This is a genomic window from Amycolatopsis echigonensis, assembly GCF_014174495.1.
Lineage (GTDB): Bacteria > Actinomycetota > Actinomycetes > Mycobacteriales > Pseudonocardiaceae > Amycolatopsis > Amycolatopsis echigonensis.
Map to the genome: position 1 here is coordinate 41,778 of NZ_JACJHR010000030.1, position 20,113 is coordinate 61,890.

The window sequence follows — 20,113 nt, forward strand, 5'->3', positions numbered from 1 at the left end:
GATCGTCCTTGGATCGGGGTTTTTCTTGTGTGACAACAGAAATGAGCATCCCGGCGCGGTGGCCGGGTACGGCGCGCGAAGGCCGCGGTGCGGGCGTCCGGGACGGAAATGTCGGTGGCTCGTGGTTACCTGGGACACCTACCGAGGAGGTATCCGATCATGACCTACACCCACGACCCGAAACTCATTGAACGCGCGGGCGAATCCATCGCCTGGCTCACCACCGTGACTCCGAGCGGACGCCCCGCGCCGCGGCCGGTCTGGTTCGTGCTCGACGGCGAGGACATCGTGGTCTTCAGTCGGCCGGGCACGGCCAAACTCCGGCACCTCGCCGCTAACCCGGAGGTGAGCTTCCACCTGAACAGCGACGAACACGGCGGGAGCATCATCGTCGTCAACGGACGCGCGCATATCGACGAGGCCAAAGCCTCCGAAGCGCCCGGTTACCTGGCGAAGTACCAGAGGCACTACGCCAGTATCGGGTTCGCCGATCCGGCTGCTTTCGACGCCGATTACTCCGTTCGGATCCGGATCGTGCCGGAGAAGTCCTGGGGATTCTGAGAGCAGCTCCGGATTCAGAAGCCGACATCCAGGCAAGCCAGCCGTCCGCCCGCGGTGCCGGCGTGCCCGGGGTTGGTGTGGGTGTGGGTTTCGTGGATCACCACGGACTTCGCCCGCCGCCCGTCGAAGGTCCAGTCCACAGTGGAGGTTGCATGACCGATTCCTGAGCGGTCGGTGGTGAAGTCGAGCCAGATCTCGTTGTGCGGGTTGGCGTAGGCCGGATCCACCGAGGGCTTCACCGGGTCCGGCACGTGTTGGAAGTGTCCGCCCGCGGCGTCACCGGTGGCGCCGCAGGAGTTCACATGCGCGTGGGCACCGTATTCGTGGTGCGGCGAGAGGCCGCTGATCACCAGCACGGTGGTGGTGCCGACGCGACTGCCAGACAGGACGGAGACGTGCGCCTTGGCTCCGACGGGCACAAGGTCCGGACGGTAGGTGACGGCTTGGGTGCCGGGTGCGTATGCGGCGAATGTGCCGTGGGCGGCGGTGAAGTGCAGCGGCGAGACCGTAGTCGGGGCGGCTGCGGCGGAGGTGGCCGAGAGGCTCGTGACGGAGAGACCGGCGGTGAGGGCCGCGGAAAGGAACTTAGGGAGGAAACGCATGAAACTTCTCTAACCAGTCGGCGCGTGGCGTGCCATGTTCTCCACTCGAACGTGTGGGAGGTCGCTCGGATCGCGGGAGGGCTTTTCGCGGGGGGATGTGCGTGCGTGGGGTCGCTGGGCGGTGACGGCACCGGGATCAGCCCGATCCAGGCGTGGGCGGCGTTCAAGCATCGGCCGGGCCAGGCGTGGGTCCGAACGTCGGCCGGATCAGACGTCGGCCGGGTCGGGTGTCGGCCGGGTCAGACATGGGCCGGGTCGGGCGGGGTTCGAGTGCGGGCGCTGTCTGGATGCAAGGCGTGAGGGGCGAGCCTGTCCTTGTCGTGGGGTGGTTCCGAGGTGCTCTGGTGCGTCCTGGATCCACGTCGCGGACAAGGGCGGCTGGCGGGCCGAGCGGCTTCGGACAGCGGTTGCGGCGGACGGGAAGGCCGTACCACTGGCCGGGTGAGTTTTCGGGCGTTGGCGCGCTGGGTACTTGGCAGCGTGGCAGCGTCGGACTTGCCCGGCGATGCTTCGGCGAGCACCGGTGGAGCCTGACATGCCTCACGACCCGAACAGTGCCATGGGGTTTGACGGTCGTCGTGCGGATGACCACGAATCGGCAGGTGCCGGCGGACCGGTCGAGGCCGGTGGGTTGTCGGAGGGCGATGGACCGGCTGACGCCAGCGGGCAGGCCAGCGGTGGCGGATCGCCCGACGGTGGGTCTGCCGCCGGCGGACTGGCGAGCGGCGGACCGGTGCGATCCAGCGGGTGGGCGCAGGACACTGGGCCGACTCAGGCCAGCGGGCCCGTGCAGGGCAGTGGGTCGGCGCAGGCTGCGGGACCAACGCAGGCAAGCGGGTCGGCGTACGCCCCCGGACCGCCAACATCCAGCGGGTCGGCGCGCGCCGGAGGTCCGCCGCAAGCCAGCGGGTCGGCTGAGGTCGGCGAATCGGCGCGCGGCGGTGGCTCGGCGCAGGTCACCGGGTCGGCGGCGGAAGTAGGCGACGACGTCGAGCACACCGGCGAGACGCGGAACCAGATGCTGCAACGGAACGTCGGCGAGCTGTTGCAGGAGTTGCGGGTCGCGCAGGCGGGCGTGCAGATCCTGTTCGGGTTCCTGCTGTCGGTGGTCTTCACGGGCCGGTTCCATGACGCCAGCGGGTTCGAGAAGACGCTGCATCTGCTCGCGGTCCTGCTCACCGTCGCGGCGACCGCGTTGCTGATCGCGCCCGCGGCGTGGCACCGGATTCTGTTCCGGACTGGGCGGCGGGAGCAGATCCTGCAGGTCGGCAACCGGGTCGTGCTCGTTGGGTTCGGGTGCCTTGCCGCGGCGATCACCGTCACTGTCGCGCTGATCGCGAAGGTCTCTTTCGGACCGGTCGCGATGGGGCTCGTCGGTGGGATGGCGGTGTTGCTGTTCGGCCTCCTGTGGTTCGCGGTGCCGGGCACGCTTATCGGCGACCGAAGGCGACGCAACGGTCACTGAGCGGCGTCGGTGCGAACTGCCGTTTGTCCTGTTCAGGACAGAAACGCCGGGACGTGGAGCTGTTCATCGAGCCGTCGGCAATTGTTGCCGTAGCGGTCGGGACCCGCCCGTAGCTTCCTGCTCGTGACTGACTCTTCACGGCGGAACTTCCTGCGTGGTGCCGGAATCCTCGGTGCCGGCGCGGCGGTGTCCGCGCTTCCTGGTCTGAACGGGATCGCCGCGGCGGACTCCGATGCCGCTCGGCGGCCGGACGGTGACAGCCCGCGGTTCACGATCGCCGTCATGCCCGACACCCAGTACCTGTTCGACGAGGACCGGGGCGACTCGACACCGGTGGACGCCTCGTTGTCGTACGTGCTGCGGCACGCGCACGACGACAACGTTGTCTTCCTCGCCCACCTCGGCGACCTCACGCAGAACGGGCAGGCGCGGGAGTTCGCTGGCATCAGCCGGTCGTTCCAGGTGCTCGACCGGGCCCGGTTCCCATACAGCACGCTCGCGGGCAACCACGACATCGACGGTTCCACCGACGACCAGCGCGGGCGGACGCCGTACCTCGACGCGTTCGGGCCGCAGCGGCAGCGGAACTCGCCGACGTTCCGCGGTTCCTCGAAGGACGGCTACAACACCTACCACGTGTTCCAGGCCGCCGGCCGGGAATGGCTGGTGCTCGCGATGGATTGGCGTCCGTCGGCGGGCGGGTTCGCGTGGGCGAAGCAGGTTCTCGCGCAGCATCCGCGGATGCCCGCCATCCTGACGATCCACGAGCTGGTCAACTCCGACGAGCAGGGCAAGGCGTTCCTGTCGGACTTCGGCAACCAGGTCTGGGACGAGTTCGTCAACCAAAGCGACCAGATCTTCCTGACCCTCAACGGCCACTACTGGCCGCCGGGCCGTCTGGTGAAGCGCAACGCCGCCGGCCACGACGTGCACTTGCACCTCACGAACTACCAGGACCGCTACTACGGCGGCAGCGGCATGATCCGGCTGTACCAGTTCGACGTCGCCCGCGGTGTGATCGATGTCCGCACCTTCTCGCCGTGGCTCGACGGCCGACGCGACCTCAGCGAACTCGAGCGCATCGAGGCCGAGCGCAGCACCGATGTCGACTACTTCAGCATCGACATCGACTTTGACAAGCGGTTCGCTGGTTTCGCGCCCATCCCGGTGCCGCCGGCCCGTCCGGTGCAGCCGCAGCTCGTGCCGGGCACGGTCGCGTACTGGCGGTTCGAGGGCGGCCGTGCGGGTGCTCCGGTCCCGGACAACACGCTGATCAAGGACCTCACCGGACGCGGCAACGACCTGCGCCGCGCGACTGTCCCGGGCAGCGGACCCGACGCGTTGACTTACTCGGCGGATTTCTCGCCTCGCCAACCGTCACGCGCGAGTCTTCGGTTCGACGGCGCACGCAACCCTGGCCGCGGCGCGTATCTCCAGACCGTCGACAGCGCTCCGATGAACAGCCTGACGTTCCAGCGCGGCTACACGGTCGAAGCGTTCATCCGCCTGCCCGAAGACTTCCGCGACGGCACCCATGGCTGGTGCGGCATCTTCGCGCGCCTCGGCAACGGAGGCGCGGCCGGAAAGTCCGGCGACGACCCGAACGAATCGGCCGCGACGTTCAGCCTCTCGGACGGCGCGGAGCTGCAGTGGGCGGTGTTCCCGTTGAACCAGAACGGGATCTCGACCAACTGGGGCCACGAACTGCCGCTGGCGAAGTGGTGGCACGTCGCGGTCGTCAACGACGGACGGCGCAGCACGCTGTACGTCGACGGCTGCCCGCTGCTGCGCAACCCCAAGACGCCGGCGATCGGCCTGGCCAACCCGGGCGGCAGCTGGCTGGTCGGCGCGTCGTCGTACCAGGGCAAGGTGGAGCGCAGCTTCTACGGCGAGATCGGCGAGGTCCGCGTGGTCGACCGGGCGCTGGCTCCGAGGGAATTTCTGCTGGGCGGGTAAGCGGGACCGATCGGTCGGCAATTGCGCCTAGCGACCGCGGAAGGCGGGGTGTGCGGGCTGGGATTGGAGCCGGAACCGACTTGGTGGCGGAAGCCGGAATCCAGGGCGCGCTATTCCGATTGCGCGGTGGGCAATTTCGGCACGTGCGTCCGTTCGGGGTATTGCGAAGCTGGCGGCTCCGGCCAGTCGGTCTAGTTGGGAAGGGAGGTAATAGGCATCTTGAAGTAGCGTCGGCGTGGCGTGAATTCGTTCGGAGGTGAGTGCTGGCCCGGTCATTTCGCGGAGGCCAGCACTGTGCCGGTGAGCGGGACAATGCTTGTCATGCTGGGGACGCTCCGGAATCGGCGAGCGTTCCCGTGCCGAGGCAGGGGGTCGCTAGCGTCGTTGCTGGGGGTACTAGCTAGGCCGGGTGCCGGGCCCGTGTCGGTGCTGGGACCCAGCGGTTGGGTTGCGGATCCCAGGCTGGCCAGCGTCGTTGCTGGGCCAGCAGCGGGGGCGCAACTGGCAGTCGGGACTGTTGCCGGAACGGATGGCTGGGGCGGAACCTCGCTGCCGGAAACAGTTCTGGTGCCGGGACGGCGTTCGGACCGGACTTCCGTAACCGGGACCAGCGCGGGAACCGAAAGGGTGCTCGATGCCTAGACCGATCCCTGGCTGCGCATCGAGATAGCCCTGTCGAAGTCCGGGACGCCAGCTGAAAGCGGGTAGCCCGAGGGCCGCGGCGTGGGACCAGGCGATGCCCAAAGGATCAGCCAATCCGTGGACGGGAGCACCGGCCGGGAGCGGCAGTCCGAGGACTGTGGCTGCGGAACCCGATGGTCCGGCCCGAGAACCAGCTGATCCAGCTCCGCGGCGAGGCCGATCCGGTCGGCGAGCCAGGCCGACGCGGCCGGAGTTCGGCCCGATCCGGACCCCGCCGCGCTAGCCCGAGGATCGCGCCCAAGGGCATCGCCCGAGGGGTCAGTCCGGGCGCGCCAGCCCAGCTACCGCGACCGACGGCCCGGCTCGGGAGCCCAGCCCAGCCCAGCTACCGCGACCAACCGCCCATCTCGGGAACCCGCCCAGCGACCAGCCGTCTGCCCGAGCCGGAAGCCCGGCCAGCGCCTCAGACCGAGAACCCCACCGAGAACCCAGTCTGAGCACGCCATCCCGCGAACCAAGCCCATGACTCAGGCGCGGACCCCGTCATCGAACCAACCGCAGGCCGAGCCATGAAACCGACCGCGGACCCAACGGCCGAACCGACCGCGGGAGTCAACCTCCGAACCGACCCGGAACCAGCCGCGAACCAGCCGCGGACCCCGCCGTCGAATCGGCCTCGAACCCAGCCGGGAAACCCAGACCCGTGGATCAGGCCGTGAGCCTTCCCCACGAATAGTCCTGTTTCGCGAGCTTCAGGTACACGAACAGTTCCGTCGAGACGACCCCCGCGATGGGCCGCACTTCGTCGCCGAGTACGGACAGGAGGTGGTCGTCGTCGCGGCAGAGCAGTTCTGCCAGCAGGTCGAAGCGGCCTGAGCAGAGTGCTATCTGGTGGACGTCGGCGACCTTGGCCAGTTGCTGGGCCACTTCGCGGGCGTCTCCGTCCACCGTGATGCCGACCATCGCCCTTCGGGTCAGGTCGACGTGTTCTGGCGAGGTCACGGCGACTATCTGCACCATTTCCTCTCGCAGCAGCCGTTGTACTCGCTGCCGCACCGCGCCCTCCGAAAGACCTACCGCTTTGGCCAGCGCGGTGAACGACGCCCTGCCGTCCTCCTGCAACAGCGTGATGAGCGTCCGATCTGTCCCGTCCAGCGCTCTCGGGGCGCGCGGTTCCTCGATTTTCGTACGGTTTTCGTCACCCATGCCGTCCCTCCCTGTGTTTCGGCATGTGATTCTTCAGACGCGCAGCGTATCGGCAGGAGCCGGAGAGCAGGAGACCCTTTCCCGTTTTCTTCTCCAGATGGCGGACATGTGCGCTCCCGCACGCCGCCGTTCTGGTGCGCGCGAACAGCGGGTACGGTCGCGGACCGCCAATCCCGAGGAGGAATATTCCCATGACCGAAGCCGTCGCCGCGCCTGTGGTTCCGGCCAAGGGGCTCCGTGCGAACGCGCTGGGCATGGTGTCTTCGACGGTGATCGGGATGTCGTCGACCGCCCCGGCTTATTCGATCGCCGCGACGCTCGGGTTCATCGTGCTCGCCGGAACGGGGTTCAAGGCCGCCGCGTTCGTGTTGCTGTCGTTCGTTCCGGTGCTGTTCGTCGCGTTCGCCTTCCGGGAACTCAACGCGGCCGAACCCGATTGCGGCACCAACTTCACCTGGGCCACCCGTGCGTTCGGCAGCCGCGTCGGGTGGATGACCGGCTGGGTCGTCCTCGTGGAACAGCTGCTGGTGATGAGCAGTCAATCCGCGCTGACCGGCCGGTACACGCTGCTGCTGTTTGGTCTAGACGACCTAGCCAACCACCGCGCGGTGACGACCGCGATCGGGTGCGTGTGGCTGCTCGCGCTGTGCTGGCTGTGCTACCGCGGCATAGAGGTGTCCGCGCGGGCGCAGTGGATCCTCCTCGGCATCGAACTCGCTGTCCTGGTGATCTTTTCCGTCGTAGCGCTCACGCGCGTCTATACCGGCACTGCGGGGCCGCAGGCGAGCACGCCGCAGTGGGACTGGTTGTGGCCGAGCGGGGTCAGCGTCGGAACAGCGGTGTCGGCGGTGCTGCTCGCGGTTTTCATCTACTGGGGCTGGGAGAGTTCGCTTTCGGTGAACGAGGAATCGGCTGATCCTCGGCACGCGCCGGGCCGGGCGGCGATCCTGTCCACTGTGCTGCTGGTGCTCAACTACCTGTCGGTGACCGTCGCTTCGCTGGCTTTCGCGGGCGTCGGCGAGCACGGGGTCGGGCTGGCCAACGAGGCGAACGCCGAGGACGTGCTCGCCGGGCTGGGCGGCGCGGTGTTCGGGACGTCCGGAGTCGGCAAGGTCATGGGGGTGCTGCTGACCGTGTCGGTGCTGACCAGCGGCGCGGCCACGAGCCAGGCGACGATCATGCCCGCCGCGCGCACGACGTTGTCGATGGCCAGCCACGGCGCGCTGCCCAAGGTGTTCGGCCGCGTGCATCCGAAATATCAGACGCCGTCGGTGACCACGTGGGCGTTTGGGTTGGTGTCACTCGCCTTGTACGTGCTGCTGGCGTTGTGGAGCCGGAACGTGCTCGCGGATTCGGTCGACGCGGTCGGGCTCACGATCGCGATCGAGTTCACGGTAACGGCGCTTGCTTGCGTGTGGGTGTTTCGCCGGACGCTGTGGTCGAGCGTGCGCAACTTCTTGCTTCGCGGCCTACTGCCGTTCGTGGGCGGCGTGTTCTTCCTAGCGGTACTGGTGCTCGCGGCGATCGCGTACGCGAAGCCTGACGCCGGAGAGGCCACTGTGTTCGGCATTGGTGGCGTCGCGGTGATTGGTGTCGTGGCGATCCTCGTCGGCTTTCCGTTGATGTTCGCCGTGCAACGCGTTTGTCGGGACTTCTTCGTCGGACGACGTCTGACGCGGGGCACCGTTGCCCGCGACGGTCAGGCCATCGAAAGCTAGCAGCGGCGAAGCAGGTCTTCTTCGGTCTCGCGGCGTACGAGAAGCGTAGCGTGACCGTCGCGTACGCCGACCAGCGGTGGGCGGCCGACGAGGTTGTAGTTCGACGCCAGCGAGTGGTGGTACGCGCCGGTGCACGGTACGGCCAACAGGTCGCCGACGTGGACGTCGTCGGGCAGGCAGACATCCGCCAGTACGTCGCCGGACTCGCAGTGTCGTCCGACCACCGTCATCGGCGTACGCGCGGCTTTTGTGCGACGGCCGACGAGACGCGCGGTGTAGCGCGCGCCGTACAGTGCGGGGCGCGGGTTGTCGCTCATGCCGCCGTCGACAGCGACGAAGGTGTGCGCGCCGCGCTTCACAGCGCACACGCGATAAACGGTGATGCCCGCCGGTCCGACGATCGCACGGCCAGGCTCGATTGTCAGGCGTGGCAAGGGGAAGCTGTGTGAAGAGCATTCGTAGCTCAGTGCGACGCGGAGGCGCCGCGCGTACCCATCGAGGTCGAAGGATGCTTCACGGTCGGCGTACGGTACCGCGTGGCCGCCGCCGAGGTCCAAGTCGCGCAACGTGATTCCGTATTGGTCGCGGATGCGAACGAGCACTTCGACCATCCGTCGGGCGGCTTCTTCGTATCGGTCCACACGGGACACTTGCGACCCGATGTGACAGTGCAGTCCGGCCAGTTGCAGGCTCGGCTGCGAAAGGACTGCTGCGACAGCGCGGTCGACGTTGTCGCGTACGTCGGGGCGTAGTGAGAAGCCGAACTTCTGTCCTTCGGTGCCTGTCGTGATCGCAGCGTGCGTGTCGCCGCTTACGCCGGGCGTGACGCGGATGAGGACGCGTTGTGCGCCGTGTGCAAGGGTGCCGAGTTGCTCAACTTCGTCGATAGAGTCGAGAACGATGCGGCCGACGCCGTACTGCAGCGCGGCTTTCAGGTCTTCGGGCGTCTTCGCGTTGCCGTGCAACAGGATGCGCTCCGCGGGAAAACCGACAGCGCGAGCGACAGCGATCTCTCCGGCGGAGCACGTGTCGAGCGACAGTCCTTCTTCGGCGACCCAACGCAACACTGCTCGCGTACAGAGCGCCTTACTCGCGAAGGCGACATCGGCCTCCGGCAGCGCACGGCGGTACGCGCGAGCCGTTTCGCGCACCTGTTCCTCGTCGAGGAGGTACGCGGGTGTACCGAAACGCGCGGCCAGGTGGCTGACCGGTGCGCCGGCGAAGAACAGCTCACCGCCTTCGCCGAGTTTCGTGCGTTGCGGCCAGAGTCCCGGTTCTAGGTGGTCGGCGGCCTCGCAGCCGAGACTCGGGAGCAGCTCGCTGAGCGTCACGGTTACCTCCGGTCGATGTCGATCGCGGCGAACATCGCCAGCACACTGCGCCGACGCCCGCGCGGAACGTCCCCGAAACGGGCCTCTGACGGTCCAGACGGTCGTGCTGACGCGTTCTTAACGCGCGAGTAACTTCCGCCACACCCTGGCTGAGCTGGGCTTTGCCGAGTTTTCCGGTGACCCGCCGTCTTATCGGACATGGTTGTACAGATGACAGACTTCGCGAGCGAAACCGAGTCGTACCGGCACGAGCTGCGGGTGCACTGCTACCGGATGCTGGGCTCGTTCGACGAGGCGGAAGACCTGGTCCAGGAGACTCTTCTGCGCGCGTGGCGCGGCCGTTCGACGTACGCGGGCCGCGCGAGCCTGTACCGGATCGCGACCAATGCGTGTCTGGACCACCTCGACGCGCATCCACGCGAGCTGCCGACGCTCGATCTGCCGGTTGCGCACGACTCCGACCTCGCGCCGCGTCCCGACGTCGCGGTGCCGTGGTTGCAGCCGGTGCCGGACAGCGCGCTTCAACCGGACGCTGTCGTCGTCGCGCTCGAGACGGTGGAGTTGGCGTTCCTCGCAGCCATCCAGCATCTTTCGCCGCGACAGCGTGCGGCGTTGGTCCTTCGCGACGTACTCGGCTGGTCCGCGCGCGAAACGGCTTCAGCGCTCGGTACGACGCCTGCATCGGTGAACAGCAATGTGTTGCGCGCACGGGCTGAGCTGCGGGAGCACTTGCCTACGCGACGGACGGAGTGGGCGTCGGCGTCTGCCAGCGACGAGGAGCGCGCTGTCGTCGCGAAGTACGTGAAGGCGCTCGTAGAGCACGACGAAGCGGCCTTCGCTGAACTGTTGCGCGAAGACGTGCGTTGCAGCCACGCTCCCGGCGCTGGCGGGCACATGGGACCGGAACCAACGTGGTACGCGGGTCGGGCCGCAGTGCTCGAAGCCTGGGCACCGGCGTTGCGTGGCGGCGACGCTGCCGAGTTCCGCGTGGTCGAGACGCGCGCGAACGGTGTGCCTGCGCTCGCCACTTACGCGCACGCAGACGGCGAGTTCCGGCCTTTCGGATTGGTGACGTTGCGCCTGGACGGCGGTCGCGTCGCGGAGGTGACTACCTTCGGTCCGGAGGTGTTCCGGGCTTTCGATCTTCCGCCGACGCTCGCCTGACGCGTTACGAAAGCCCCCACGAGGACAGGATTCCGAACAATTCGTCCCGTTCGGCGGCGGTCAGCAGGCGACTCGGCGGCCGCACGTCGGGGCGGCACAGGCCGAGTTGCGACAGCGCGTCCTTGACCACGCTGACGTTGTTGGCGTTCCCGTGCGCGGCGCGCATCTCCTCGAACGGGCGGATGCGGTCCCAGATCTCCATCGTACCGGCGAAATCGTGGTTGCGCAGGCGGCGGAACAGGTCGAGCGACATCTGCGGCGCGACGTTCACCAGACCGGAGGTGAACCCCGTCGCGCCGACTGCGAAGTACCCAGGGGCGGACAGTTCGGCGAGGCCGGCGATCCACACGAAGCGCTCGTACCCCGCGTCGCGCGCGACGGTGCGGAAGCGCACCGGATCCGGCACGGCGTACTTCACGCCGAGCACGTTCGGCGCGGCGTCGGCGAGCTGTGCCAGGTCTGAACCCTCGATGGCGGGGTTGCGCACGTACAGGACAACCCCGAGCTCGGGCACTTCGTTCGCGATAGCGCGGTGGTAGTCGATCCAGCCCGCGCGCGACACGTACGGGTGCACAGGCTGATGGATCATCACCATGTCCGCGCCGGAAGCGCGCGCGTGCTTCGCGGCGTTCACGGCTGTACGCACGTCATGGCCGACGCCAGCGAGGACGCTCGCCTCACGCGCGGCCTTCGTGGCGACTTCGAGACACTGTCGCGTTTCTTGCTCGTCGAGCGCGTAGAACTCGCCGGTGTTGCCGTTCGGCGTGACGACCTCGACGCCGCTCAACACGAGCCGTTCGACGAGCCGCTCGTACGTCTCGGCGTCCACGTCGCCGGCTGCGGTGAAGGGAGTAACCGGGATCGCCACCACGCCGGCGAGCCGCTGTCGCTGTTTCTCGAACGCCACGAGCAGATCCGATCTGATATATGATGTCTCAACCTCGGCAGCGTAACACGAGGATGTCCGGGACGATCGTCCTGATTTGTGGGATGTGCGTCCCAGATCGGTGCCGTCAGGTGCGCGGACCTGGGTAAAACGGGATGAGCGGAGGGCAACCGCTGGGTACCTTGGCCGGATGCCGGACGCGATCTTCGCCCATCCCCGCCTCGCGTCGATCTACGACGCGTTCGACGGCGACCGGGCAGACCTGCTCGCGTACGTCCGGATCGCCGACGAGCTGGCCGCTCGCCGGGTGCTCGACGTCGGCTGCGGGACCGGCTGCCTGGCGGTCTTGCTTGCCGAAACCGGGCGCACCGTCGTTGGCGTCGACCCGGCCGAGGCGTCGCTCGACCTCGCACGAGCGAAGGACTCGCGGGTCGAATGGCGGCTCGGAGACGCGACGACCCTGCCTCCGCTGAACGCGGATCTCGCCGTGATGACCGGAAACGTCGCGCAGGTCTTCCTGACCGACGACGACTGGGCCGCGACGCTCCGCGGCATCCGGACGGCGCTGCGGCCCGGCGGGCATCTGGTGTTCGAGACTCGTCGGCCGGGTTACCGCGCGTGGGAGACCTGGGACGCGCCGCCGCGTACCCGCGAAGTGCCGGGAATCGGCGCGGTGGAGGAACGCTTCGAGGTCACCGAGGTCCGGCTGCCGCTCGTCTCATTCCGCATCACCTACACGTTCCTGGCGGACGGAAGCGTGGTCACCTCGGACTCGACCCTCAGATTTCGCGGCCAGGACGAGGTGGAGACGAGCCTGCGCGAGCAGGGTTATCGAGTCCTGGACGTCCGGCAGGCGCCCGACCGGCCGGACCGCGAGTTCGTCTTCCTCGCGCAAGCCGAGTGAAACCGGCCCGCCCCGGTCAAGGGCGGGCCGGAGCTCAGCGCAGGGCGTCCAGCGCGAACGCCGTGTACATGGCCACCCCGGCGGCCATCGCCGGTTCGTGGAACTTCACCCGGTTCGAGTGGTTGTCCTCGGTCGTCGCCGGATCCGCGCCCGGCTCCCGGGCTCCGATGAACGCGAACGTGCCCGGAACCCGTTGCAGCACATACGAGAAGTCCTCCGCGCCCATGACCGGCGTGGCCAGCTCCTCGACGTTGCCCGCTCCCAGCACCTCCGCGGCCAGCGAAAACACCTCGGCCGCCACCGCCGGGTCGTTGACCGTCGTCGGGTAGCCCGGGTCCACTCCGGCGGACACGCGACAGCCGTGGGCCGCTCCGACCGCCTCGCACACCTTCGGCAGTTCCTCTCGGACGAACGAACGCGTCGACTCCGACAGCGTGCGAATGGTCCCCTCGAGCACCGCCCTCTCGGGAATGATGTTCGTCGTCGTCCCGGCCTCGATGCGGGTCACCGAGACCACCGCCGGGTCGAAGACGCTGATCCGGCGCGTGACCATCGTCTGCAGTGCGCTGACCATCGCCGCCGCGGCCGGGACGGGGTCGATGGCGTCGTGCGGGGCGGAACCGTGCCCGCCGCGGCCGGTGACCTCGACGCTGAACGTGTCCGCCGACGCCATCATCGGCCCGCCGCGCACCTGCAGCACCCCGCTCGGGCTGTTGGCGATCGTGTGCAGGCCGAAGGCTCGCGTGACGCGCGTGCCCGCCGCGTCCAGCACTCCCTCGTGGATCATGTGCCGCGCGCCGTGCATGCCCTCCTCGCCCGGCTGGAACATGAACACCACCGAGCCCGCCAGGTCGTCGACGCGCTCCGACAGCAGCCGCGCCGCGGAGGCGAGCATCGCGACGTGCGTGTCGTGTCCGCAGGCATGCATCGAACCGGCGATCTCGGACGAAAACTCCAAGCCGGTGTCTTCGGTCAGCGGCAATGCGTCCATGTCGGCCCGCAGCAGCACGGCCGGCCCGGGACGGGAGCCGCGCAGCACGCCGGTCAGCGACGTCGTGGAGCGGCCCTCGGTGAGTTCGATCGGCAGGTCAGCCAGCGCGGCGCGGATCGCCGCCTGGGTGCGCGGCAGCTGCAAGCCCTGTTCAGGGTGCCGGTGCACCGCGCGGCGAAGCTCGACAGTGCGGTCCTGAAGCTGCCGCGCGGCGTCGAGCAGCCCGGCGTGGCGATTGCCGGGCAGGGTGGGGAGGTCGGTGGGTCCGGTCATTGCTCGATAGTGGCACCTCGCACGCTTCAGGCGCACCGTGCGTGCGTTCGCCAGCGAGGCGGAATACGGTGTGCGCATGGCGGTGCAAGAGCCGGTCACGGGCTTCGCGATAGCTGTGGTCCGTGAAGACGGTCGGTGGCGGTGCAGTGCGCTCGATTCCTCGGCGCTCACAGAGTTGGACGCGGCGATCACCGAGCTGGGCAAGCTCCGGTCGACCGGGGCGGCGTTCGGCCTGCTGGCCGTCGACGACGAGTTCTTCGTGATCGTCCGGCCGAGCCCGAGGGGACCGTCGCTGCTGTTGTCGGACGCCGCCGCGGCGCTCGACTACGACATCGCGGCCGACGTCCTCGACGTGCTGCGCGTCGACCCTCCCGACGAGGACGACGACGCCGTCTGGCCCGAGGGCGACCTCGAAATCCTGGCCGACCTCGGCCTGCCCGGCGGCGAACTGGAGGTGATCGTCGGCGAGGTCGACCTCTACCCGGACGAACAACTCCAGATGATCGCCCAGCGGTGCGGCTTCGAGGCCGAGTTCTCGAAACTGCTGGACCAGCTCTGAGACGGCCGGACGACACCGAGGCCGTGCGGGCCGCGCTGGACGCGGCCCGCGCCCCCGGTGCCGACGTGCCCATCGGCGCGGTCGTCTTCGACCCCGACGGGCGCCCGCTGGCCTCGGCCCGCAACGCGCGCGTCGAGCTGGCCGACCCGACCGCGCACGCGGAAATCCTCGCTCTCCGCGCGGCGGCCCGCGAGTACGGCGACGGCTGGCGGCTGGAGGGCTGCACGCTCGCGGTCACACTGGAGCCCTGCACCATGTGCGCCGGCGCGCTCGTGCTCGCCCGGGTGGCGCGGCTGGTGTTCGGAGCCTGGGAGCCCAAGACCGGCGCGGTGTCGTCGCTGTGGGACGTCGTGCGCGACCGCCGCCTCAACCACCGGCCGGAAGTCCACGGCGGAGTGCTCGAAAGCGACTGCGCGGCCCTGCTCGAGACGTACTTCGCGGACCGCCGTCCAGGCGGCGAGTAACCCCCGCCGCACCCCGCGGAGGGGGTCCGGTATTGTTCTCGGCGGTGGCGTGTCCGAGCGGCCGAAGGAGCACGACTCGAAATCGTGTGACGGTTGATCCCGTCCGTGGGTTCAAATCCCACCGCCACCGCTCGCGAGTGGGCGAGGTGTGCCGACGGAAAGCGTCGGCCGCCTCGCTCGCCTTGTTTCTGGGGGTGCAACCCCCAGGCCCCGCCCGGAGGGGCTTCGCCCCCCGGACCCCCCATGGGGGTGGGTCGGCTTCCGTTTCTTGGTTGCGGTGAGAGCCGGATCAAAAGTGGTGGTGCTTGGGGGTTGCGTCCGTAGGGTGGGGGTATGGGCGAGGAGCTTCCGCCGGTGGGCAGGACTGCGGTTGGGGTGGCTGGGCTTCGGGCGTTGGAGAGCGGGCGGCCGGATCGGTTGTTCGAGGATCCGTATGCGGGCGCGTTCTTTCACGCTGGGCGGGCGATCTTCGAGGGCGAGCAGGAGCGCCACCGCGGGCTGGGGATGGTGTTCGCGCAGCAGGTCGCGGTCCGCACCCGGTTCTTTGACGACTTCGTGAGCGGCGGACACCAGACGGTGCTTCTCGCGGCCGGTCTTGACGCTCGGGCGTTCCGGCTCGACTGGCCCGACGGTGCGCGTGTGTTCGAGGTCGATCTGCCGGACGTGCTCGCGTTCAAGGAAACCGTGCTGGCCGAACAGGGGGCGCGGCCTCGGTGCGAGCGCACGGCGGTCCCGGTGGATCTGCGCGACGACTGGGGCGCGGCGTTGAGAAACGCGGGATTCGCCCCGAAGCGGCCGACTGTCTGGCTCGCCGAAGGGCTGCTCGTCTACTTGAGTCGGGACGAGGCGGAGCGGCTGCTCACGGGCGTCACCGAGATTTCCGCGCCAGGCAGCCGGATTTCGTTCGAACACCGGCCGGACGGCGAACGGGACGGACTGCTGGAACGGGCACGCGAAGTCGGCGGCGAGGTGACGGCGCTCTGGCGCGGCGGCCTCGCGGGCGACGGTCCGGAGTGGCTCGCCGCGCACGGCTGGCAGCCGGAAACCGTTACGGTCGCGGAACTTGCCGTCCGCTACGGACGTGAGCCGCTGGACATCACGCGCGGCGGATTCGTGACCGCGACCCGCTAATTCTCTTCCTGCAGCACCGGTGTTCCGAAGGCGTCGAGGAAAGTCGTTGCCTCTCCTATGGTCGCGACGCCGCGAGCGACGGCTTCCGCGATGGTCCCGCACGCCTCCCGCACCGCTGGCTCCGCGGAGCGGTCGCCGGCCAGCAGCGCGACAGCCGCCGGGGACACTCCTTCGGCGATCAGCATCACCTGCGCCGCGGTCTGATCCGCCAGCCGGTCAAGCAATTCCGCCAGATCCAAGCCGACCGACGCCGTACGCGCGGCGGCTTCGGCGGCCTGCCGGTAGTACGCGTCGAGTTCGTCCGCGCTGCCCCGGAAACGCGCGGCCGGTTCGCCGCCCCATTTGCGTTCCGCGCTGTGCGCGCCGCGTTCGAACTCCAACCGCGCCATGACCAAAACGTCGCGGCCGGCCGACAGCGTGCGCGCCGATTCGCGGATCGTCTGCGGGGAACAGTCGATCTGACGCAGCGCGGCGATCGGATCCGGCGCGCCGATCGCGGCGGCCGCGGCACCCAAAGAAGCCAGCCCGGCGGCCGCGTTTTCCAGCGCCGGGTGGAGGAACGGCATCAACTCAGCAGCGCCGTCGCGATCGTCGGACGGTGGTGGTGGCCGCGGGCGGCCATCCGCAGCTGACCGGCGAGATCGGACGTCGCGTCGCCGAGCATGCGCGCGTCGATGTCGCGCGCGGCGAGCGCCGCTTCCCACCGGGCGGCGATTTCCCGCGCTGGCGCGGAAATACCCCACGGCGTCGATTCGAGGCGGGCTTCGGAAAACCGGCCCGCCGCACGGTCCGCGTCGGCAGCCGCTCGATCGAGCGCGTCCGCGGCGGCGTTGAGCCGCTCGCTCGTCGAACCTGCCATGGGGACCTCCGCTTTCCAGGAGAGCGCGAACCGCCGTCCGCCACCCTCTGGAGAGATCTAACCCCATCGAGGTCGTCCAGGTCACTCGGCCGGGCGTGCGACTGTTTCACATCGTGGGGAGCCTTGACCTGGTGATCCGTACCCCGCCAGAATTGGACTCATGCCAGAGACCCGGGAAGTGCCGCTAGCCGGCCGTGCCCCGGCACGGACGGACGGCGAGGGCGTAGCCGCTCTCCTCACGCGTCGCGGTCGTCTCGGCTCTCCTCCCGCGTAGGCGATTTTCCGCTGTTTTTTCCGCTGCCACAGCCGAATTCACCTATTCTTCGGGAGTACCGCCATGTCTGTAGACCTGCCTGCCCGCCTGCGCTCGTCCGTCACCCCGGACGACGGGATCCTCGAAGGCCCGCGTGTGCTGCGCCGCCTTCCGGACGGCGTGGAAGAACGTCCCTACGAGCTTTTCGCCCTTCGCCCGCTCGGACGAGTGATCGGCGCGGAAATCTCCGGAGTGGACCTCGGCGCGCCGGTGTCGTCGCGGCTGCGCGCCGAACTGAACCGCGCGCTGCTGGAGTGGAAGGTGCTGTTCTTCCGCGACCAGCACATCACGTCGCAGCAGCAGCGCGCGTTCGCCGCGAACTGGGGTGAGCTGGAAACCAACCCGTTCATCCCGCGGGGAGATTCCGACCAGGTCGTGCGGTTCACCCGCACCGCCGGGATGCCGGGGTACGAAAACATCTGGCACACCGACGTCACCTGGCGGCCGAATCCGGCGCTCGGGTCGGTCCTGCGGCTGGTCGAGGTCCCGCCGATCGGCGGCGACACGATGTGGGCCGACATGGCCGCCGCCTACGACAACCTGCCCGCCGACGTCCGCGAGCGGATCGACGGCCTCACCGCGGTGCACGATTTCGTCCCCGGTTTCGACCGGTTCACCGATCCGGACCTGCTGGCCCAGTGGCAGGACGCGTACCCGCCGGTCGAACACCCGGTGGTGCGGACCCATCCGGAGACCGGACGGCGGACGTTGTTCGTGAACCAGGCGTTCACCACGCACATCGTCGGCCTCGACCGCGCCGAAAGCGACCGGCTGCTGCGGTATCTGTTCCTGCAGGCGCACACGCCGGAATTCCAGGTGCGGTTCCGCTGGGAGCCGGATTCGGTGGCGTTCTGGGACAACCGCGCGACCCAGCATTACGCGGTGAACGACTACCACCCGCACGTCCGGATCGCCGAGCGCGTCGCGATCGTCGGGGACCGGCCGTACTGATCACCGCGCGACGCCGGTGAGCACGGTGTCGACAAGTCGTTCGAGATAGGTGTCGTCGGCGGATTTCGCTCGGACCAGGGTGCGGAACCAGAGATTTCCGCCGAGCAGATCCAGGATCATCTCCGAATCCGCGGCGTCGGCGAGTTCGCCTCGGGCGTGGGCACGGTCGAAGACGACCTGCTCACGACCGAGGCGGTCGGCGAAGAACCGTCCGGCGGCCTCGGCGGTGGCGGGCCGGTCCGGCAGCGCGGAGACGACGGTCGTGATGACGCGCCGGTTCGCCGGATCGGACAGCAGGCGGTGGATCTGCTTCGCCAGCTCGACGAGATCGCCGCGCAGGGAACCAGTGTCGGGGACCGCGAAGGTGAGCTCAGGAGCCTGCACGAGGGCGTCGGCGAGGACCTCGTCTTTGGTCGCCCAGGTGCGTTAGATCGTCGTTTTGTGGACGCCGGCTTGAGCGGTCGGGCATTCCCTCGGCGGTTACGCCTCGATCGCGACCGCGGCTCGCCATCCGGAACGGGTCGTTTCCTTGGTTGGCGCGGTACCCCGGCCGGGTGCTTCTGCTCAACGGCCGTCACGACCACTTCCGCCTTGGCGAGCGCCGGTTTTTGGCTGCGGGTCAGGACGGAGCGCTGCGGATCGTGCCGGGAGCTGGCCACTACCTGCCGCTCACGCACGGAGAGATTTGCGCGCGCGTTGTCGACGGCGTCGCCACGGCTCTCGTCAGCGGTTAATGCTCGCGAGTGGCGAGGCGGGCCGCCTTCCTCCCCTGCTCGCGCTCCCCCGCGCGGTCAAGGCGGCGCCTCGCCACTCGCGAGGCTTCCCCGGGGCAAATCCGTGGAGCCGCGGTCGCGGGAGAAGCGGAAAGTCCCGCGCCCGCGGCTTTTTTCCCGGGTGGCGGCACCCGCGCACTCGACGACGGTCAACCCCCACGTGACCGTGTCGCCTCCCCCTGCGGGGTGCTACCCGTGAGCGCCGGGGCGGCCCGAAAGTGGTCTGGGCCACAGTTTCCGCGCTCATCGGTAAAGTACTCCCGCGAGGTACCAGTCGACCCCGGGCTTGAGCTGCATTTAAGGCAGATGCGCCGTCCGGGTGACGGCGGGAACGGCGGGTCAGCCGCGAAGTCCTTCGACTGTCGCGAAACCATCACTGACCGTCACGTTCGTGCCGCGCCGCGCGGACAACTCGACGAACCGCCGCAGCGCCTCGTCGGCGTCGGCTCCCGTCAACGGTACGCATTCGTTGTCTTCGCCGCGGCGGATCGGCACTAATTCGACCCGCATCTGGTCGCCGACGACGCAGCCGGCGAGCAGGCCGTCGCGGTGCCGGTCGCGCATGGCAGGCCAGTCGAAGACGAGGTTGCCCAGGCTGTAGAGGATCGGGCAGCCGCGATACACCTCGACCGGCTGCACGGTGTGCGGTCCGTGTCCGACGACCAGGTCGGCGCCGGCGTCGATGATCGCGTGCGCGTAGGTGACCTGGTATTCGGCCAGTTCTTGGCCGGGGAGGCCCCAATGCATCGACACGACGACGTGGTCGGCCTCGGCGCGGGCGCGGCGGATGTCGGCGAGCAGCAGCTCCAGGTCGCGGCGGACCGGCGTGGTGTGCACGATCGGAGGGCGTCCGGGGACGTCCAGGACGCGCGGATCAGGTTGGTACGACGTGTAAGCGCCCGCCACGGCGACGCCCGGCGAGTCTTCCGTCGCTTCCTGTCCGACGGGCCAGCACAGCGAGGTGTAGGCGAGGAACGCGATCCGGCCGCCCGATCGTTCGAGGATCGCCGGTGCGTGTGCTTCCGCGAGGTTCGCGCCCGCGCCGCAGTGCGCGATTCCGGCGCGGTCCAGCACGGCGAGGCTGGCCATCGCCGCGGCCGGCGGGTAGGTGACGTTGTTGGCCACTGACACGACGTCGATCTCGGCGGCGGTCAGCGCGGCGACCATCTCCGGCTGCGAGTGCCGCCAGTTCGGCTTGTGCGGGATGTCCAGACCGGTCGAGCCGGACAGCGGTCCCTCGAGATTCACGAACCGCACATCGGCGCCGGTGAGCAGCGAGCTCAACGGGGCGAACGCCGTTTCCGGGCTCGCGCGGCCCTGAAGGTTGACGTCTCCGCCGAGTACGAGCGTGATCATTGCGTCAA

Annotated in this window: 18 protein-coding genes, 1 tRNA gene and 1 pseudogene; 11 read left to right on the top strand and 9 right to left on the bottom strand. The window is 68.9% G+C overall.

Annotation, left to right across the window (positions count from 1 at the left end; all coding sequences use genetic code 11):
• The first annotated feature begins 159 nt into the window (after nucleotides 1-159).
• The gene (locus H5411_RS21520; RefSeq protein WP_183124838.1) at nucleotides 160-561 is read left to right on the top strand and encodes a TIGR03667 family PPOX class F420-dependent oxidoreductase; all 402 of its coding nucleotides are present in this window, start codon (nucleotides 160-162) and stop codon (nucleotides 559-561) included.
• A 14-nt stretch (nucleotides 562-575) separates the two neighbouring features.
• Here H5411_RS21520 and H5411_RS21525 read toward each other — a convergent pair whose 3' ends face one another.
• Nucleotides 576-1,163: a superoxide dismutase gene (locus H5411_RS21525; protein ID WP_183124839.1), complete on the bottom strand. Its 588-nt coding sequence runs from the start codon at nucleotides 1,161-1,163 to the stop codon at nucleotides 576-578.
• Between the two features lie 991 nt (nucleotides 1,164-2,154).
• Between H5411_RS21525 and H5411_RS49805 the strand changes: the two are divergent.
• Together H5411_RS49805 and H5411_RS21535 are read left to right on the top strand one after the other, a co-directional pair.
• Nucleotides 2,155-2,628: pseudogene (locus H5411_RS49805) on the top strand (DUF6328 family protein); the annotation flags it as partial.
• 123 nt (nucleotides 2,629-2,751) lie between these two features.
• On the top strand, nucleotides 2,752-4,584 hold the full coding sequence (locus H5411_RS21535) for a laminin G domain-containing metallophosphoesterase family protein (RefSeq protein ID WP_183124841.1): 1,833 nt from the start codon (nucleotides 2,752-2,754) through the stop codon (nucleotides 4,582-4,584).
• A gap of 1,350 nt (nucleotides 4,585-5,934) precedes the next feature.
• Here the strand turns inward: H5411_RS21535 and H5411_RS21540 are convergent.
• A complete protein-coding gene (locus tag H5411_RS21540; protein ID WP_101437011.1) occupies nucleotides 5,935-6,432 on the bottom strand; it encodes an Lrp/AsnC family transcriptional regulator in 498 nt (165 codons plus the stop codon).
• A gap of 191 nt (nucleotides 6,433-6,623) precedes the next feature.
• Between H5411_RS21540 and H5411_RS21545 the strand changes: the two genes are divergently transcribed.
• Complete coding sequence (locus tag H5411_RS21545; protein ID WP_101437012.1) at nucleotides 6,624-8,150, top strand: APC family permease; 1,527 nt, start codon at nucleotides 6,624-6,626, stop codon at nucleotides 8,148-8,150.
• Here the strand turns inward: H5411_RS21545 and lysA are convergent.
• Nucleotides 8,147-9,481: a diaminopimelate decarboxylase gene (lysA, locus tag H5411_RS21550; RefSeq protein WP_101437013.1), complete on the bottom strand. Its 1,335-nt coding sequence runs from the start codon at nucleotides 9,479-9,481 to the stop codon at nucleotides 8,147-8,149. The genes H5411_RS21545 and lysA overlap by 4 nt on opposite strands.
• A gap of 210 nt (nucleotides 9,482-9,691) precedes the next feature.
• On the opposite strand from lysA, the gene H5411_RS21555 reads away from it, so the two are divergent.
• Entirely contained in the window at nucleotides 9,692-10,645 is a 954-nt protein-coding gene (locus tag H5411_RS21555) for an RNA polymerase subunit sigma-70 (RefSeq protein WP_244194678.1), read from the top strand.
• Nucleotides 10,646-10,649: 4 nt separating this feature from the next.
• On the opposite strand, the gene H5411_RS21560 is transcribed toward H5411_RS21555, so the two are convergent.
• Nucleotides 10,650-11,552 carry a dihydrodipicolinate synthase family protein gene (locus tag H5411_RS21560; protein WP_183124842.1) on the bottom strand — a complete coding sequence of 301 codons (903 nt, stop codon included), beginning with the start codon at nucleotides 11,550-11,552 and terminating at the stop codon, nucleotides 10,650-10,652.
• Nucleotides 11,553-11,721: 169 nt separating this feature from the next.
• On the opposite strand from H5411_RS21560, the gene H5411_RS21565 reads away from it, so the two are divergent.
• Entirely contained in the window at nucleotides 11,722-12,435 is a 714-nt protein-coding gene (locus tag H5411_RS21565; RefSeq protein ID WP_183124843.1) for a class I SAM-dependent methyltransferase, read from the top strand.
• Between the two features lie 34 nt (nucleotides 12,436-12,469).
• On the opposite strand, the gene H5411_RS21570 is transcribed toward H5411_RS21565, so the two are convergent.
• Nucleotides 12,470-13,699, bottom strand: a complete 1,230-nt coding sequence (locus H5411_RS21570; RefSeq protein WP_101437017.1) for a M20 metallopeptidase family protein — start codon at nucleotides 13,697-13,699, stop codon at nucleotides 12,470-12,472.
• 76 nt (nucleotides 13,700-13,775) lie between these two features.
• On the opposite strand from H5411_RS21570, the gene H5411_RS21575 reads away from it, so the two are divergent.
• From H5411_RS21575 to H5411_RS21590, 4 genes are all read left to right on the top strand, one after another.
• Nucleotides 13,776-14,258, top strand: a complete 483-nt coding sequence (locus tag H5411_RS21575; protein ID WP_037354362.1) for a tRNA adenosine deaminase-associated protein — start codon at nucleotides 13,776-13,778, stop codon at nucleotides 14,256-14,258.
• Between the two features lie 23 nt (nucleotides 14,259-14,281).
• Nucleotides 14,282-14,722 carry a nucleoside deaminase gene (locus H5411_RS21580; RefSeq protein ID WP_183124844.1) on the top strand — a complete coding sequence of 147 codons (441 nt, stop codon included), beginning with the start codon at nucleotides 14,282-14,284 and terminating at the stop codon, nucleotides 14,720-14,722.
• Between the two features lie 43 nt (nucleotides 14,723-14,765).
• A tRNA-Ser gene (locus H5411_RS21585) sits at nucleotides 14,766-14,852 on the top strand.
• 203 nt (nucleotides 14,853-15,055) lie between these two features.
• Nucleotides 15,056-15,853, top strand: coding sequence for an SAM-dependent methyltransferase (locus H5411_RS21590; RefSeq protein ID WP_183124845.1), 798 nt, complete (start codon nucleotides 15,056-15,058; stop codon nucleotides 15,851-15,853).
• Here the strand turns inward: H5411_RS21590 and H5411_RS21595 are convergent.
• Both H5411_RS21595 and H5411_RS21600 read right to left on the bottom strand, forming a co-directional pair.
• Nucleotides 15,850-16,419 carry a hypothetical protein gene (locus tag H5411_RS21595; RefSeq protein WP_101437020.1) on the bottom strand — a complete coding sequence of 190 codons (570 nt, stop codon included), beginning with the start codon at nucleotides 16,417-16,419 and terminating at the stop codon, nucleotides 15,850-15,852. The two genes, H5411_RS21590 and H5411_RS21595, sit on opposite strands and share 4 nt — an antisense overlap.
• The gene (locus H5411_RS21600) at nucleotides 16,419-16,712 is read right to left on the bottom strand and encodes a hypothetical protein (protein ID WP_101437021.1); all 294 of its coding nucleotides are present in this window, start codon (nucleotides 16,710-16,712) and stop codon (nucleotides 16,419-16,421) included. Before H5411_RS21600 ends, H5411_RS21595 begins: the two co-directional genes overlap by 1 nt.
• Nucleotides 16,713-17,049: 337 nt before the next feature.
• On the opposite strand from H5411_RS21600, the gene H5411_RS21605 reads away from it, so the two are divergent.
• The gene (locus H5411_RS21605) at nucleotides 17,050-17,976 is read left to right on the top strand and encodes a TauD/TfdA dioxygenase family protein (RefSeq protein WP_183124846.1); all 927 of its coding nucleotides are present in this window, start codon (nucleotides 17,050-17,052) and stop codon (nucleotides 17,974-17,976) included.
• Here the strand turns inward: H5411_RS21605 and H5411_RS21610 are convergent, their stop codons facing one another.
• Together H5411_RS21610 and H5411_RS21615 are read right to left on the bottom strand one after the other, a co-directional pair.
• The gene (locus tag H5411_RS21610; protein ID WP_183124847.1) at nucleotides 17,977-18,360 is read right to left on the bottom strand and encodes a TetR-like C-terminal domain-containing protein; all 384 of its coding nucleotides are present in this window, start codon (nucleotides 18,358-18,360) and stop codon (nucleotides 17,977-17,979) included.
• Between the two features lie 728 nt (nucleotides 18,361-19,088).
• On the bottom strand, nucleotides 19,089-20,105 hold the full coding sequence (locus H5411_RS21615) for a CapA family protein (RefSeq protein WP_183124848.1): 1,017 nt from the start codon (nucleotides 20,103-20,105) through the stop codon (nucleotides 19,089-19,091).
• Nucleotides 20,106-20,113 lie beyond the last annotated feature (8 nt).